The organism is Indolivaga macrotermitis, from assembly GCF_900128985.1.
GTDB lineage: Bacteria > Bacteroidota > Bacteroidia > Bacteroidales > Dysgonomonadaceae > Dysgonomonas_A > Dysgonomonas_A macrotermitis.
In genome coordinates, this window is the sequence record NZ_FQUC01000003.1 from 186,058 (window position 1) to 203,298 (window position 17,241).

The following is a 17,241-nucleotide window of genomic DNA, read 5'->3' on the forward strand; positions in this document are numbered from 1 at the left end:
AATCAGATAAATACAATATTTATAATGTTGCCTGAAGGAGAAAAGTACCAACTCGAAACCTATGTGATGGTGATGGTATAATATTGATGGTTGCTTTCTTGATACTTTTCTAAACTTCAGCGATTTAAAAGAGCATATGAGTGATATTTTGCTTAAAATGTAACATTTACTCCACCGGAGAACATTCTTGACAGGGGATAAACGATTACGCTACCTCCTAATTCAGGATCGACTCCTCTGAAATCTTTACTTTTGATAGTCAGCAGATTTTCTCCGGATGCAAATATTCTGACATTGCTTAATCCTGCCTGATTAGTCCATTTATTGGGCAGAGTGTATCCTATTTGCAGTGTTCTAAGCTTCAGGAACGAAGTGTTCTGTAGAAAAAGAGTGTTTGCCGGAGATTTGCTGTTTGCAGCCAATAAACGCGGATACTTCGCATTGATATTTGCATTAGGATCTGTTGCCGGATCGTAATTATCGTAATCATAAACCGACTTATAAGCATCGTATGTGTAGTATACAGATGATGCATCGGCAGGAATAGCATCGTATAATTGTGTAATATTTCCGTTCACGCCTTTATCATACACATAAGCATATGATCCTAATCTGGCTTCCCAGTTCATACTGAAATCAAAACCTTTCCATTCTCCTGTTAAAGTTAATCCCAGATTCCACTTTGGTGTAGCAGATTTTCCTGTGAATTTTTGGTCGTTACTGTCCCCATATATACCGTCACCATTCAGGTCGGCCATAATCTGGTCACCATACCACAATTCACCTCCAGATCCTCCGGTAACATTACCATTAGCATCTACTTTAGGAGATCCGACTTTGTATCCAAAATCATATCCGGCGGCAATCATGCTTTTTACCCATTCCAGATCGGCCTTTGTCCTGATCATACCATCCCTAGGCCCTCCTTTAGGATCAACTTTTCCGTCAGCGGAGAAATATTTACCGGAACCCTTGTAAGGAGTATTTAAATAGAATTCGTCTATCCGGTGTCCTTCTACTCTTCTCTTATTACTTTCTACAGTAGAAACGTCTCCCAAGTTGGAATATCCGTATACCGGACGTCCCCATATATCGTATTGGCCTGCAATCGGACCGTACTCTAAAGCGCCTCTAAATTTGGTCACTTTATTGGTATTATATGATGCGTTTAGTACAACTCCGTATCTGAAGTCTTTTATTTTGTCATTCCATCCAAGAGTCACTTCTATTCCTTTGTTGACCATGTCGGCTGTATTGAGCCATTGTCTGTTAGGTATACCTCCCAAAGTCAAATACATCGAAGGCTTGTCCAGAATATCGGAAGAGTGCCGTTCATAGTAGTCCATCGATAGATTCAATCTGTTGCTGAGAACATAAGCATCAAAACCTAAGTTGAAGGTCGATACCTTTTCCCATGTCAGGTTAAGATTCGATGGTTGATTCTGAGCCAAGCCGTTATTGGCTTCGCCGTTGAGAACTCCGTTCGTTTGGCCATAAAGAGCCTGCCATGGATAATAGTCGGTACCACCAATCATGTTTCCAAGTTTACCCCAAGACGCTCTGATCTTCAGATCGTTGATCTTATCTTTCAATGGAGCATAGAACTCTTCTTCCGAAATACGCCATCCTCCCGAGAATGAAGGGAAATAACCCCATCTGTGTCCCGGAGCGTATTTGGATGAACCGTCAGCGCGAAAATTAGCTTCGAATAAATATTTGCCTTTATAGTCATAATTTACACGTCCAAAATAGGAAATCATAGCATAGTCGCCTTTCGCCGGGTTAGCATAGAATTGGTCAGAATCGCCCGGTGAAGTAGGTAAGTCTGTTATACTCCAGTCTATCATTCCCATACTTTGACCTCTATAGCCAGATTTTTCCCAGAACATTTGTTCATAACCCGCTAATGCGTTTATACCATGGTCTCCCAATTGCTTGTTGTAGTATAGGAGGAAGTTTAACTGATAGCTTGAGGTCTTTGCATGACTTCTTGTTATCGGTGCAGTTTCCAACGTATTCATAATGTTTACCGGTTGATCGGTTCCCAGACGGAAACTATACATCGGCAAATATTTGATATACCCCTCGTTATCTTCCGAAATTTCCTGATAGTTGAATTTTACTTCTCCACTGATACCGTTCCAGATATCACCCTTCATATACCAGGTTGTATTGATAGTTGTATTTTCATTCTTGCCTCCTGCTGCAGCAACGTTTCTCAGTACATTCTGCCTGTCATATTGGTTGGGGTCTTCACCTGCTCCGTAATATCCGTTGTGTTCGGGAATCATCCCCGGATATGCCTGCAGCAAGTAAGTCATAGATACATTTCCCGGATCCTTTTTCGTTTTAGCTAAATATGTTTGGGTACCGAATGTCAGAATTTTGGCTACTGTGGATTCAGCATTGATACGAACATTGAATCTTTCCTGTCCGGTATTTTTTAATGTTCCCGGATTGTTTTGATATCCTAATGATAATAAATAGTTACTGTTTTCAGAACCACCCGAAACAGATAGGTTATGTCTCTGGAAAAAGGTCGATTTGAACATTTCTTTCGACCAGTCCGTATTCGGATAAGCCATCCAGTTGGGTATACCATATCCGTTATCAACCCCATATGGATTTGAATTTGCAGCTCTCCATGTATCTATCAAATAGTCGCTATACCATACACTTGCATTTACATCATTGTTGAGTTGTGCAGTGTTATGCCATTCCATCCATGTAGGCGTATCAGACATAAGTTTTAGCTTTGTTACCGGTTTTTGAGTGGCAAACAGGTTACTATATGTTATTTTAGAAGCTTTTTTGCTTCCTTTTTTTGTAGTGACCAATATAACTCCGTTTGCTGCCCGGGCTCCATAGATTGATGCAGATGATCCGTCTTTCAATACAGAAATGTTCTCTACATCGTCAGGGTTAATATCGTTCATCGATGCCTGAACCCCGTCTATAAGTATCATCGGGCTACTGTTATTAAAAGACCCTGCGCCACGAATGGTGAAATTAACGTCTTCCGATCCCGGATTACCACTTCCCTGAGAAACACTCAAACCTGTGGATAAGCCCGACAAAGAAGTCGATAAACTACCATTTGCCCTGTTTGCCAGCTTTTCGGAACTAACCGCTGATACTGCGCCTGTAAGATTTATTTTCTTCTGTACTCCATAACCAACGACTACAACTTCTGATAAAATTTCAGATTCCTCATGAAGTATTACGTTCAGTATCGCTTCATTGCCGGCTTTCACTTCTTTAGTTGTGAAACCCAGATAGGTGAAGACAAGTGTCCCCCCTTCCGATGGAAGTGTAAGCTTATAGTTTCCGTCCATATCTGTAAATGTACCTACTGTACTACCTTTGAGAACTACGCTTACCCCAATCAGGGGATCTCCACTTTCGCTAGATACAATTCCACTGACTGTTGCACCAGATTGTTGTACTAGGTTTTCCTTTGCATCTACTCTTAATGGTAATGTTACCATCCAAAGAAGTATCAAGCATAATGGTTTCCACCATAAAAGCCTCTGGTTTTTCATTTTAAGTCCCATTTGTTTTTCATTTTATAAGTTATAAATAAAGTTAGTATTTTAGTGATGCTTTACTTTCTGCATCTTTATTGTTATTTACCGGTACAATGGTGAATGACCAAACATAATCTGTATTCGAATAGATTGTTGCAGCCGATATCGGCCTCGAACCCCAGCTATCGTATCCTCCAACACCTTGTTGTTTCATATCCACACAGATTTCTACAAAATTGCGAGGTGTAATGTCACTTATGTGCGTTTGTTTAGGACGCCTGTTTGCAGCTTCGGCCTCATTACGGTTTGCAATTTCCTCAGGAGTAAAGTTGTACCATTGGTAAGGCGCATCTGCTTCCTGTGCATCGAAATCTTCGACTGTATTTCTTAGAGCATTGAATCCTATAGTTTCAGTGGCTTTCACCAATAAGCCTTTGCCATTATTCATTGTTGCTGTAAACCACCGGGAATCTGTATGATGTCCGTTTTCTTGTGGACGCGCGTAACCGAAATAAAGGTCTTCTGCCTTTGCTGTATATATTCCGACCAAAGTGCCTTTGTTGCGGTCTATATAATTTTCCTGAGGTCCTCTGCCAAAGTATTTAATATTATCCATCTCCAAAGGGAGCCTGAAGCGAACTCCGATACGGGGAACCTCGAGGATCTTCTGTTTAGCTTTTTCTTCAAAATCGGAGGCAGCTTGTGGAGAATGGGTTGCAGTTTCGGCTTCCTGGGTTTTCTTTACATCATCGGCATCCTTTGCAAGTGCGGTGAATTTTGCAGAAATATGAAGTACACCCGACCGGTCTAACGAATATTGCATAATGTAGTAATTGCCTGCCGGTAACAGATAATCGACTTGCATGGTTACGGTATAGCCGGTGGTCATCATTTGCTCTACATTAACTACATTGAAATTTTTGCTGGCCTGTTTCCATGTTTGTAGACGCAGAGGTGCTCCATTTCCATAATCGTTATCATTAGGCCCTCTCCAGAAGTTAGGCTGTATACCAAAACCATCGTGGAAATATTCGGTACCATCCACTTTATAAGAAGTAACTATTCCTTGTTTTTTATTGAATACGAAGTCTACTTTTGATGAATGTATGCGTACATTATCTCCCTCTTCGGCGTATTCTAGGCTTGGATTGTTAAGATCCCTGTTATATGTTTTCTCCTCCTGTGCCAACGGTAGCTGGAACTGGTCGTGAGCTACCATATGTCCCGCAGGAACGAGTTGCGTTGGCTGTTTGGTAAATACTTCAAAGTTTACAAAGTATTCTCCGGATGCCGTATGTTTGAAAGATGAGTAAGGTATTTTGATTTCGGCAGAAGTTTGTGGTGCCGTATTCAAATCGAGTACAGTTTCATTCAATAGCTTCCCGTTATTATAGATCTTATACTTTATCAGATAGTCTGACAGATTAGTAAAGTAGAATCTATTGATAATCTTAAATACTCCTTGTTCCAGATCTATGGCTTCAAATCCAATGTCTTGATAGTTGTATTTTACTTCGGTGAGTCCCGGTTGAGGGGTTTGGTCGCTACGCAGCAATCCATCACACATAAAGTTTCCGTCTGAAGGCTGGTCTACTCCCCAATCTCCACCATACCCCCAATAAGGTCTGCCTGTTTCTTCGTCTTTCATCAAAACTCCATGATCTTTCCATTCCCAAATGTATCCGCCTTGTAATTGGGGATATTTGTAAATAGCCTCCCATTGACCATACAGATCTCCTGTAGAGTTACCCATTGCATGCGCATACTCCGAAAGTACAATCGGGCGATCGGCTCCTTTGCTCCCTATTTCTTCAAGCCATGCCGCACTTGGGTATTGAGGTACAAACATATCTGTATTCCACTCCCAAAGGGCACGTTCGTAGTTAACCGGACGATTCATTAAATCTTTGTCTAAGTCTTTCAGCGTCATATAACTTACATAGAAGTTATAGCCATTACCCGCTTCATTACCTAATGACCAGATAGTTAGTGATGGAAAATTTTTATTACGCTGAAACATATTATTGATTCTGTACAGGTGATTGTTAAGCCAGTCAGGATTATGTCCCAGAGTGCCCAACTTGGTACCGTCTTTATGTCCATAAGAACCCTTGCGTACATCGTCCAGATACCGGGTGTAATACATACCATGCGATTCGATATTGGCCTCGTCATATACATAAAAACCAAACTCGTCACACATTTCGTAGAATTTTCTGTCTTGTGGATAATGAGCCAGACGTACGGAGTTTATATTATTCAATTTCATCAGTTCAAAATCGCGCCGCATTTCTTCCGGTGTCACATAGTGACCTCCGATTTGGCTCACTTCGTGTATGTTTACCCCTTTTAGTTTGACGGGTTGACCATTGATGTAAAATAGCCTGAGCTTTTCGCCATTCTTTTCAAACTCACTTTCTTTAATTTCTATTCTGCGAAAACCCACATTGAAAGGAATCACTTCTTGACCGTTATCGCTGGTTATTGTCATAACTAACTTGAATAGGTTGGTTTTTTCGGATGTCCATGTAGCCACGTTATCCAGTATAGCATCAAATTTTACGGCTTGTTTTCCGTTTGCTTTTATCTCTATATTACTCGATCCGGCAGCAACAGAACGTTGTTTTGCATCCAGTAATTCGTACGAGACACTTGTCTTTTGGGTTGTTTTTTCATGATTTTCAATATCTAATGCCAGTTTGAAAATTCCGTTTTTATAACTGTCATCCAATGTAGATACTACCCAAAAATCTTTTAAAGCTACTTTGGGTTGTGACCACAAATAGACATCACGCTCTATACCACTGATACGAAGAAAGTCCTGACATTCGAGATAGGAACCTGTAGTCCATCTGAATATTTTGAGCGTGAGTACATTCTTTCCTGCCTTCACATATTTGTTGATATTGAATTCTGCGGGATTCTTCGAATCTTCACTATAACCTACTTCCTGTCCATTGATATAAACATATACACCAGATTTAGCTCCTCCAATGTGAAGGTAGATATCTCTTCCCAGCCAATCGGCAGGTATTTCTATATCGCGCCGATAGATGCCTGCCGGAATATCCTCTGGCAGAAGTGGCGGTGTCGGGTTACGAGGTTTAAACTCGTATCCGTGATTGGTATATATGGGTGTTCCAAAGCCCTGTATTTCCCAGTTGCCCGGCACTTTGATATCGTGCCATGAGTCTGTACTGGCATTGGGATCGGTAATATTATCGGGTAGTTGTTTGTAACTATCAACAAAATAGAACTTCCATGTACCGTTAAGTAGTTGATAATATTTACTGTTCTCATATATCCCTGTCAAAGCTTCGGACTTATTACTGTATGACACAAAAGCAGAGCGTGCATCTTCTTTGTTAACAGAAAATACGTTGATGTCTTTCCAGTAAGGCAACTTATCTTGTGCCGGAAGATTTACGCTTATTAAATACAATAAGCAGCCGATAAGTAGTTTCTTCATGGTAATTGTGGTTATATTCTGTCTGTACTTATTTCATGTTCTTATATCTGACTAATGCTTCTAAGAAATAATAGTCGGCATATACAAGAGGCTTGTCAATCTCTGTTTTATGAGGAATACTGCCCACACTGTGCTTTAAGAGGAAATTGGCATTCGTCCCAAGTTCAGCTCTGTATTGTGGAGAAGCCAAAGTGTGAAGCATTTTAACCGCATTGTCTAAGTATCTTTTGTTCTTTGTGAATTCTCCTAATTCGAATAGAGCAGAGCATGTAATTGCCGCAGCCGATACATCTTTTAGATTCTCTCCCTTAAATTCTACTGCATAAGATTTGCCTTCAGCTGTATATCCTTTTTCATTGACATTAAAGTCCCAAAGAGGAATAAGGTCTTCAGGAAGGTGATCCAGATACCAGTTTGCCATTTTAGTAGCTGCATCCAGATAAGCCTGATCTTTTGTTTCGCGATACATCATTGTGTATCCGTATATTGCCCAGGCTTGCCCTCTCGACCAGGTAGAGTTATCACTGTATCCCTGACAAGTTCCCTGATACTTTACGGCTCCTGTAATTGTATCGTAGTCTACAACATGGTAACTGCTGTAGTCGTCCCTGAAATGATTGATCAGTGTTGTATTAGCATGAGTGATGGCAATATCTTTGAATCTTTCATTACCCGACAATTCTGTTCCGTTAAATAACATTTCGAGATTCATCATATTATCTATGATAACAGGGTAAAACCATTCTACAGTATCGTTCCATGCTTTACGGTAATTCCACGATTTAATTGTTTTTGTATTTTTATTGAAACGTGATGATAAAGATTCCGAACTTTGAATCAATATGTCTTTGTATTCCGGTTTAGGAGCTAACCGGTTTGCGTTGCCATAACTGCAATACATCATAAAGCCTAAATCGTGATGCTCGGTGAATGTTTTGAGGGGCTCTAAGCTCTGTGTCCACTCTTCGGCACGATTACGCCATAAGGTGTCACCGGTCAGTTCATAGAGATACCACAGCGAGCCGGGAAAAAATCCGGGTGTCCAGTCCTTCATTTGGCTTGTCACTAAATTGCCATCATCATCCATCGTTCGCGGGTAATTATCTCCTGTAGGTTTCCCCACTTTCTCCAGCATCAAAGTTGTCTGACGAACAGAATAATTGATATTTTCGTTTATAAATGCCTCTTTCTCGCTCTCACAAGAAATGCACATGATACCAACGAGTGTGGAGATACAGATACACTTCAGTTTACTCATCTTCAGTATTAAATTTATAGTTTTTATATATTGATTTTTTTTGTCAGATTTTGGAATTGCTTAAGGTATTACGGTATTGGTTTTTATGTTTAAATCGAGTGATTGATTATTGCAAATATATATGATGCGATAGTATGGAATAGGACATTTTTATACTTTAAATGGGTGAATTTTGTTTAAATTACCCTTGTTAAACCTCCTTATTTAGTGCTTTTTAGTTAAAAATCTATTTGCTAGAGCGATTCGCCAATTATATACTGAACGGTTGCTCCTGCATAAGGATCGGGGGCGACGGGTAACTTACATTTTATTCTTTGTAAATACCCCGAGGATAGAGCCTTTACCTCTATATCAATGTTCGATTCGACGCGTGACGGATCTGCCAAATAAATCTTTGTTTGCGGCTCAGAGTTGTAGTCGAGAAGAATAACACATGGCTTATCTGCCGTTATCGAATATTTACCGTCAGAAAATGTTCCTGCGTTGTAGAAAACAATTCCGCAGATGTTTAATTTATGGTGTACTACGGCTTGCACAGAGTCTGTATTGGATAATATTGTAACATTATCCGGATTGTATTTTTTCGATTCGGCAATAGAGCCTTTATCCGGCACAATGATATAAGCATATTTTTCGTTTTGGGGTGAAACACCGTGATCGAGCCATATCTTAAATACCTCTTTTTGTACTGTATCGCCTGATAATGGCGTGTTTATAGATTTCCAAGTGCCTTTTTGTATCTGATTACTGATAGATATATTTCCTTCTTCGGGAAAAAGGTATGATACTCCATTGTGTATTACCCACGACAAATTGTTTTGCGATTGCAGGAATCCGTTTACTGTTGTTTCTTGTCCACCAATGAATGCAGTAACGTCACCTTTGAGTGTACATTGATTTACTGTAGTATTAACAGGGTAGGGAGACGTGGAAGAGATGCCTGCGCCGAGGCAAACCACTTCTTCGTCGAAAAAGAACCATGCTTTTTTAGCTGAGATGTTCAACCCAAAGTTATTATCGTTCAAAATATAAGTTGTGACTCCATACATGCCGTTAGATGCACCTCCGGCAAATTTACTTGTTCCCTGAGTTTGCCATGCCCTGGGCAATGGAATGTCATCAACAATAGGATTTGTGACTCCCGGTAACCTGGCCCAATCCCATACCGGAAAAATCCCGTTATATTCATCTCCTTGCATCGAGAGATTGGTGGCTCCGTCCGTCAGGAAGTATCCTTTCAGGTTTTCACCATTCCCGTTCTCGTTCCTGGATGTATGTATTGAAGCCATTCTTACATCGAATGTATATGCCGGTCGCTGATGGAGTGTGTAATCTGAACGCCAGAAGTGAGTGTGCTCTGACTGTAAACCATAGCCCGGACATTTTTCACCCTTCAAGCGATATATTGCATCCTCATAGTTTTGCCTGTTAGCCGGGTCGAGCATTATCATCTGTTGCATCAATCCGGGAGCAGCGGCATTCTTCAACGAACCTTTCCTGCTCAAACCTCTTCCCATTACATTATATAGAAAATATTGCCCTCTTGTTACGGGAATATAAGATTTACGTACAAAGCGGCTAAGTAGATCTAACTTCTCTGTGGGTAACACATAAGGTGTACCCTCCATATATAAAGCCAGTCTGGCGATACCACCGACAAGAACATCTCCATACCCTCCTATGTATAGTTGCGGTCCATGTTGCTGATACGAAAAATCATGTTGCAGCCCTTCATCTGTTGTCAGAATCAGAGGGTCGAAAGCTTGTTGCACACCAAAAGATAAAATAGTTTCATCGTTAAGTAAACACCCTCTATATATCCAATGAGTAGCTATATCCAGTTTATTGGCTGCTGTGCCAAGCGAACCGGGCTGGTCGGGTCTTCCTCCTGTTTTTTCCATACGTTCTATTAGTTGGTGTTCTAATTGAGAAGGGAGAGCCTTTACACCCGATCGCATGAGGATTAATATAACTCCTATACGCTGTGGAACTGCGATCTGTTGCATATACCAGTTGGTATTTGTAGGAGCGCTGCTGTACCAGTATCGGAGCATTTTTTCAATGGCATCATAGGCTTTTACATCACCATAATATTTACTGTTATTTATTGTATAAGCTAATACAACAGACTTCAATAGATCGAGATGGTCAAGAGGTTTCCAGTCCGTCTGATGCCTGTCTTTATAATCTATGGAGAGAAGCGAACCATCTTCTTGTAGCTGTGCCAAACAGTCTTTAGCTTCTTGCTCTATAGCTTCTAAATTTACAGCCTTGTGCGATGCTTGTATCCTTTCCATAATCAGTTCTATATTATTGGTTGATCGAGCCTCGATATGTAAAAAGAAGAGCGATAAGAATAAAAATGCAACTATCTGTCGCGGACAAAGAGTATGATAAAGAGATTTAGATATAGAGATAAAGCTTTTCATGTTTTACTGTTTAAACTTAAAAAAGGTTATAATTATTTTTTCTAAAAGTACTCACTCTCGAGAAATACATTGTCTCTTTTTGTTTCTGTTATAGGGTAATTTTATACTTTAATAGGTATATGAATATTAAATTTTTAATAATGTAGGGTGTGTTTAGAATTATTTTGTACTTTACATCAAAATTATGAGAATGAATTTTTTTTATGAAAAGCAAAATAGTTTAGATTTAATACTCAACGAAATAACTTTTCTTACATAAAAACAACAAGCCTTAACTTTGTACGAGTGTTAAAATGTATTTAATAATATGATACGGAAAGTGTTTTTTTTCGTTTTTCTTACCTTCTTTCTACTGACCAATGCTAATGGGATATATTTCAATCACCTTGGTAGTAAGGATGGATTGTCTCAAATAAATGTAATGTCGATTTATCAGGACGAAACCGGAGCTATGTGGTTTGGAACGGCTGAAGGTATTTGCAGATACAATGGAAAAGAAACAGAAACATTCAGTTCATTAAAGAATGATGCCGGTCTCACTCAAAACAATATTTATGCTATATGTGGAGATAACAAAGGCAGCATATATATAAAGGCGGACTTCGACCTTATCCGTTATGATATAAAAGAAGAAAAGTTCCATTTGGTAAAAGAGGGGGAGGTAAGAACTATTTCTTATCAAAACAATGTTCTCTGGTTTGCCACAAACACTGGAATATTCCGGTATGATAATCATAATATAACGAAATTCTGTTCCATAGGAACTAGCATAGGTAAGGTTTCAGCTTTGCTGGTTTCGGAGAATAATGATTTATGGTTAGGCTCGGATAAGGGGTTGACCCTGGTTTCTCAGGGGAGTGTGATAAGTGAAAAACCGATATTGAGAGATATTGGCATATATACTTTATACAAAGATACGAAAGGTAATATCTGGATTGGAAGTTCTAACGACGGCATATATTTGTTGAACAAGGACGGGCAGATTATATCGCACTTTGAACACAAAGCAGAGCGGAATTCTATATCTAATAATCAAATTCGTACTATACTGGAAGATAGCTCGGGAAAAATGTGGATAGGCACTTTTTATGGGCTGAACAGTTTTGACCCTCTTACTCAACATTGGGAAAGCTATGTCCATGTCGACAATATTCCTCACAGTATTAGTCATACTTCTATATTCTCGCTTTACGAAGATACACAAGGTACTGTATGGGTTGGTACATATTTTGGCGGAGTCAATTATTTTAATTCCTCCATTAATACATTCCGTCTTTATACATCTAATCCTCTTAGTAAAACTCATCTCAGCTATCCGTTCGTCGGAAAAATGACCGAGGACGGGAGTGGCAACCTCTGGATATGCACGGAAGGAGGAGGTCTTAATTGTTTGAATTTGAAAACCAGACAATTTTCTCACTTTTTTCATGAAGGCAACAAAACGGGTTCAGGTACTACAGGCTATAACCTGAAATCGATATGGTATAGAGAAGACAAACAGCAACTTTATATAGGAATACACAATGGAGGACTTCGTATTTTTGACCTTAAAACTAAGGCGTACAAAGAGAAAATACATAATGACCTCGATAAACACTCACTTCCTGATAACATTATCAGGGATATGCAACATTATAATAACAGCCTCATACTGCTTACGGCAACGGGTATTAGCAGACTCGATCTTAAGGATGACAAAGTGTATGATTTCAGTACAGACAGTATCATCGAAAAAGCCCTGAAGCAGAGTTTTATTTATTCATTTTATATCGATACCCAAGAGCGAATGTGGTTATCCGTATTAGAAGGTATACGGTGTATAGACTTACGCACAAAAGAGGTTAGAGATTACAGATACAATCCTGCTGATCCGTCTTCATTAGGAAAATTCCGTGTGACAACAATATTGGAAACGAGCGACCATCAGCTTTATTTTGGCACATCCGGATCGGGGTTGTTTAAGTATCAGCCCGAAACCAATGACTTTAAAAACTATATACAAAATCAAAACGGGCTGATGAGTAATTTCTGTTATCATCTGGCGGAGTCCCCGTCGGGAAACTTAATTATATTAAGCAATGCCGGCGTTACGATTTTTGATGCCAGAAAAACAGAGAAGGTATTATTTCAGTCATCATCTAATTTCCCTTTAACAAGTTTTTTTCATGGGTCCAGCACTTATGTTTCGCATAGTAATGAGATATTTATCGGAGGGGTAAACGGCCTGGTTTCTATATTTGAATCACAACTAATCGATCAAAAAACAAAGGCATACAATCTCTATTTTGATAAACTATTTATCAATAATAAACAAATAAGACCTAACGATGAGACCAAAATACTGAATCAGACATTATCGGAAAGCAATGAGATCAGCCTTAATCATAATCAGAATAATGTTATGATAAAGTTTGCATCTTCAAACTATCTGAATACAACTATTCAGGATTACGAGTATAAACTTGTCGGTTTTGATGAGAATTGGAACAAGACGAACTCTAATACAATAACTTATACTAATATATCGGCAGGAGATTATAAATTATTGTTGAAAGAAATAAGCAAGGATGGAAGTGTGGGCGATAGTCCATCTTGTGAAATAAGTATAATAGTAAAACCTCCATTTTATAAAAGTTCGCTTGCATATGTATTGTATGCTATATTTTTCGTCCTGCTTTTGGTAGCCATTATCCGTTTCTTCCTTTGGCGGTCTAAGTTGAGCATGGCACTCGAAAGTGAGCGCAGAGAAAGAGAACGGAATGAAATACTGAATCAGACTAAATTACGTTTTTTTACTAATGTATCTCATGAGTTGCGAACACCTTTGACTTTAATTCTGGGACAGTTGGATATTATTCTCCAGAACGAAACGATGAATACCGAACTGCATAATAAAATATCGAGTGTACATAGAAATGCCGGTCATATGCGCAACCTTATTAGTGAGTTGATCGATTTCAGAAAACAGGAACAAGGTTTTTCTAAATTGAGAATTCGTCAGGTTGAGCTCATCCGGTATTTGCATAACATTTATGATTTCTTTAAAGAGTATGCATTAAAACACAATATAATCTATTTATACGAACATCTGGATGAAGATATAATAGTGTATATCGATCCGGATCAAATGCAGAAAGCTGTTTATAACTTATTGTCTAACGCATTTAAGTATACCTCTCCGGGAGAAAAAATTATTATACGAATTGTACGACAGCCCGATAGTGTTACTATTCAGATTGAGGATAACGGTATCGGCATACCTGCTGAATCTATATCTAAAATATTTGATCGTTTTTATCAAGTCGAATACCGTGCGTCCGGCTTTAGTCTGGGATCCGGTATCGGGTTGGCTCTTGCCAAAGAAATAGTTAAGAGCCATCATGGTGATATACACGTAAGAAGTACAATTAACGAAGGCAGTATTTTCGAAATAATACTACAATTAGGTAAAGCTCATTTTGGTGCTGATATTTTAGACGATTTTCTATCTTCCACACAGGAGAATGTAAGTATTGACAAAAACGAAAGCCTTGATATGATGCTGACAGAAGATACGTCAAGTACGCATGTTGATGAAAGCAAAGAAGATAAATCAAAGAATTCCATTCTGATAGTAGAAGACAATGAAGAGTTAAGGGCTATGTTAGCCGAGTCTTTTTCTGAAAGATATACTGTATATGAGGCCGTAAATGGTAAAGAAGGATTGGACATGGTACGGGAGTTACAGCCCGATATTGTTTTGAGTGATGTGATGATGCCCGGAATGTCAGGAAAAGAAATGTGCTATAAAATAAAGAATAATATAAATATCTCACATATCCCTGTAATATTACTTACAGCTCAAGATTCAGTTGCTCAGACTATTGAGGGATATATGTATGGTGCAGATGCTTATATAACTAAACCATTTAATATGGATCTCCTGATTTCGCATTGCAATAGCCTTGTTGTAAATCGTAAATTATTGTACCAAAGCCTGGCCAAGCAAGAAAATCCGGTGGTTACGTTCAACGTATTATCAGAACACGACCAAACACTGATAGATAAGGCAACAACTATAGTAAAAAAGAATTTCGATACTCCAGAGTTTAATATGGACATACTGGCCTCGGAGTTGGGTATTGGTAGAAATAAACTATATACAAGAATTAAAGATATAACAGGTCTGACACCGAATGAATTTGCTCTGAATATAAAACTGAACGAAGCACAGCATTTGTTGGTTAATTCCCCGCATCTGAATGTTTCGGATATCTCGCTTCAATTAGGATTTTCGTCAGCTAAGTACTTTAGTAAATGTTTTAGAACTTTTTTTGGTGTATCTCCTATGCAGTGGCGCAGAGATGAGGATAAAAACAAAGTAGATTAGAATGCCGAAGTTTGTGTGTATATCAGAAGTTTCTAGAGTTATACAAATCTATAATGATTCCATCTGCCAAACCGATTACGGGAATCTCTATTTCTTCTCTTTTCAGTATTTTCATCAAATGTAAATAGATTCTTATCGCCGGCATTATAACTACTGCCCTGTTTAGCCCTATATCTGAGTCGAGAATAATTCCCTCATAATTCATTTCTTTGAGGTGAGTGTAATATCTTTTTAAGTCATGTTTTTTTATTTTTCCTCGCTTTCGGAAAATTGAATTTAGTTTGTTTATATTTCCTCCGGAACCTATTAAAGTTAATTCTTTGTATCCATTTCGCACTGTTGATATCCATTCTTCAAATCTGTTCCATTCAGTCAGTTCATCCTTTCTTTCTAAAGAACGTATCGTGCCGAGATTGAACGAATTATAAACCGGACTATATCCTTTTTTCAGTATTGTTATTTCCGTACAACCTCCACCTACGTCTGCAATTACAAATATTCTGTTATCACCAAACTTGACATTGTCAATGTTCAGGCCTATTAAACGGGCTTCTTCGGCTGTAGGAAGAATATTAATGTATTGTCCCGTATCATTTTGAATGTAATCGACTATCTGTTCGGCATTATTTGCTTCCCTTAAGGCTGAGGTTGCACATATCTTCCAGCTTTCAACCTCATTGATTTGCATCAGGGAAACAAATGTTTTTATTAATTGCGATAGTTTAATAATCCTTTCTTCAGAAACGTATCCTAAAGAGAATGTATCCTCGCCTAAGAGTAAAGGTACGCGTGTAAAAGAAGATGTTTTGTAGGAAATCTTACCATTACTGTCTATTACATCACTTATCAGTAACTTGACGGAATTAGAACCTATATCGATAGCCCCTAAACGTTTAATTTTCATGTAGCTCATTTTTACAAAAATACGTTATGGACTTTTCGAAATGGTTAACAAAAGGTTAAGTAAGAAATAAAATTCAGCAAATCATCTTTTTCAAGATCACAATTAGATTAAGGTCATTTGTGCTATTTATTATCTCTTTTTTAATAAGGGTAATAATAAACATTTATAGTATAACAGGTTAATAGCTAAAATAAAAAAGGAAATTATTTTTCTGAATAGATTCTTCATACTAAGGTAACAAGCCTTTAGGTCTTTTGTAGTAAAAAACATTTCTCTTCGCAGAGTAAAAAAGTGATATAGTTTTTCTGAATAATCGAAACTCATTTAAATAAACAAACTCTTATGAAAAAGGTGTTATTCTTCTTTTTAGTGATTCCTTTTACTCTGCAAGCTCAACTGGCCGACAGCACTATCCGCGTAGTAAAAATGGAAGGAGCCGTTAATTTTAGAGATGTAGGGAATTATAAGACCCTCGATAATAAAACCATTGTCAACGGAAAAATATTCAGGGCAGCCAGTATTGCCGGTTTAACGGACAAGGACATGCAAAAGATGGAGGAATTAAAGGTACGGACTGTTATTGATTTTCGCGGAACTAATGAGGCTGCAGCAGCGCCCGACAAGTTACTGCCCGATACCGATTATACATTGTGTCCGGCGGGGAGTGATAATTTGCCAACTCCGGAAAAAATAGCGGATATGATAAAAAGTAATGATTTCCTGATGGATATGTATAATGAGAAAAGTATTCAATATTATGGAAAACGATACAAACCCTTATTTCAGAAATTATTGACTGTTCCGGATAATGAATCACTTCTATTCCATTGTACAGGAGGCCGGGACCGTACCGGTATGGCTACAGCGTTGCTACTGTATGTTCTGAATGTTCCGATGCCGGTGATTGAAGAAGATTTTACGGCTTCAAATGTTTATTTGGAATCGGCAAATAAACAAATGTATAAGCCTTTGGCTGAGATGTCGGGCTCGACTGTTGCAGAAATAGAGAATAAGATGAAGCTACGTCCGCAACATATCCGTCAATTTTTCAGCACAATAAAATCTCATTACGGTAGTGTTGAAAATTTTCTGGAAAAAGAATGTGGGGTAGGACCCGAAGATATAACCCGGCTTAGAGAACGGTATTCCAACTAAACAGGTTGATGAATAGCTAAACAGAATAACAAATTATTTTTTGTTATTCTGTTTTTTTATAATAAAATGTATCTAGACGTTTGGAGTGTTTATTCAGTGTCGAAACGAGAGGAGGGGACGAGTGGACTAA

General features: G+C 38.5%; 7 protein-coding genes. 2 read left to right on the top strand and 5 right to left on the bottom strand.

The genetic code is table 11. The features are described 5' to 3' along the window. Positions 1-152 precede the first annotated feature (152 nt). The 4 genes from BUC12_RS06365 to BUC12_RS06380 form a co-directional block, all read right to left on the bottom strand. A complete protein-coding gene (locus tag BUC12_RS06365; RefSeq protein ID WP_062177472.1) occupies positions 153-3,554 on the bottom strand; it encodes a SusC/RagA family TonB-linked outer membrane protein in 3,402 nt (1,133 codons plus the stop codon). A gap of 31 nt (positions 3,555-3,585) precedes the next feature. Beyond that, positions 3,586-6,996: a glycoside hydrolase family 2 TIM barrel-domain containing protein gene (locus BUC12_RS06370; RefSeq protein ID WP_062177474.1), complete on the bottom strand. Its 3,411-nt coding sequence runs from the start codon at positions 6,994-6,996 to the stop codon at positions 3,586-3,588. A 28-nt stretch (positions 6,997-7,024) separates the two neighbouring features. After that, entirely contained in the window at positions 7,025-8,254 is a 1,230-nt protein-coding gene (locus BUC12_RS06375; protein ID WP_236689369.1) for a glycoside hydrolase family protein, read from the bottom strand. 233 nt (positions 8,255-8,487) lie between these two features. Beyond that, complete coding sequence (locus BUC12_RS06380; RefSeq protein ID WP_175552613.1) at positions 8,488-10,551, bottom strand: polysaccharide lyase 8 family protein; 2,064 nt, start codon at positions 10,549-10,551, stop codon at positions 8,488-8,490. A gap of 439 nt (positions 10,552-10,990) precedes the next feature. On the opposite strand from BUC12_RS06380, the gene BUC12_RS06385 reads away from it, so the two are divergent. Beyond that, positions 10,991-15,052 carry a hybrid sensor histidine kinase/response regulator transcription factor gene (locus tag BUC12_RS06385; protein ID WP_062177481.1) on the top strand — a complete coding sequence of 1,354 codons (4,062 nt, stop codon included), beginning with the start codon at positions 10,991-10,993 and terminating at the stop codon, positions 15,050-15,052. 22 nt (positions 15,053-15,074) lie between these two features. On the opposite strand, the gene BUC12_RS06390 is transcribed toward BUC12_RS06385, so the two are convergent. Next, positions 15,075-15,956 (bottom strand): Ppx/GppA phosphatase family protein, encoded by an 882-nt coding sequence (locus BUC12_RS06390; RefSeq protein ID WP_062177484.1) that lies wholly within the window; start codon positions 15,954-15,956, stop codon positions 15,075-15,077. 342 nt (positions 15,957-16,298) lie between these two features. On the opposite strand from BUC12_RS06390, the gene BUC12_RS06395 reads away from it, so the two are divergent. Beyond that, positions 16,299-17,111 carry a tyrosine-protein phosphatase gene (locus tag BUC12_RS06395; protein ID WP_062177489.1) on the top strand — a complete coding sequence of 271 codons (813 nt, stop codon included), beginning with the start codon at positions 16,299-16,301 and terminating at the stop codon, positions 17,109-17,111. Positions 17,112-17,241 lie beyond the last annotated feature (130 nt).

Bases quoted from the DNA above. Each gene is read 5' to 3' on its own strand.
- BUC12_RS06370 (WP_062177474.1), bottom strand. From the start codon at position 6,996: ATGAAGAAACTACTTATCGGCTGCTTATTGTATTTAATAAGCGTAAAT.
- BUC12_RS06395 (WP_062177489.1), top strand. From the start codon at position 16,299: ATGAAAAAGGTGTTATTCTTCTTTTTAGTGATTCCTTTTACTCTGCAA.
- BUC12_RS06390 (WP_062177484.1), bottom strand. From the start codon at position 15,956: ATGAAAATTAAACGTTTAGGGGCTATCGATATAGGTTCTAATTCCGTC.
- BUC12_RS06375 (WP_236689369.1), bottom strand. From the start codon at position 8,254: ATGAGTAAACTGAAGTGTATCTGTATCTCCACACTCGTTGGTATCATG.
- BUC12_RS06380 (WP_175552613.1), bottom strand. From the start codon at position 10,551: ATGGAAAGGATACAAGCATCGCACAAGGCTGTAAATTTAGAAGCTATA.
- BUC12_RS06385 (WP_062177481.1), top strand. From the start codon at position 10,991: ATGATACGGAAAGTGTTTTTTTTCGTTTTTCTTACCTTCTTTCTACTG.
- BUC12_RS06365 (WP_062177472.1), bottom strand. From the start codon at position 3,554: ATGGGACTTAAAATGAAAAACCAGAGGCTTTTATGGTGGAAACCATTA.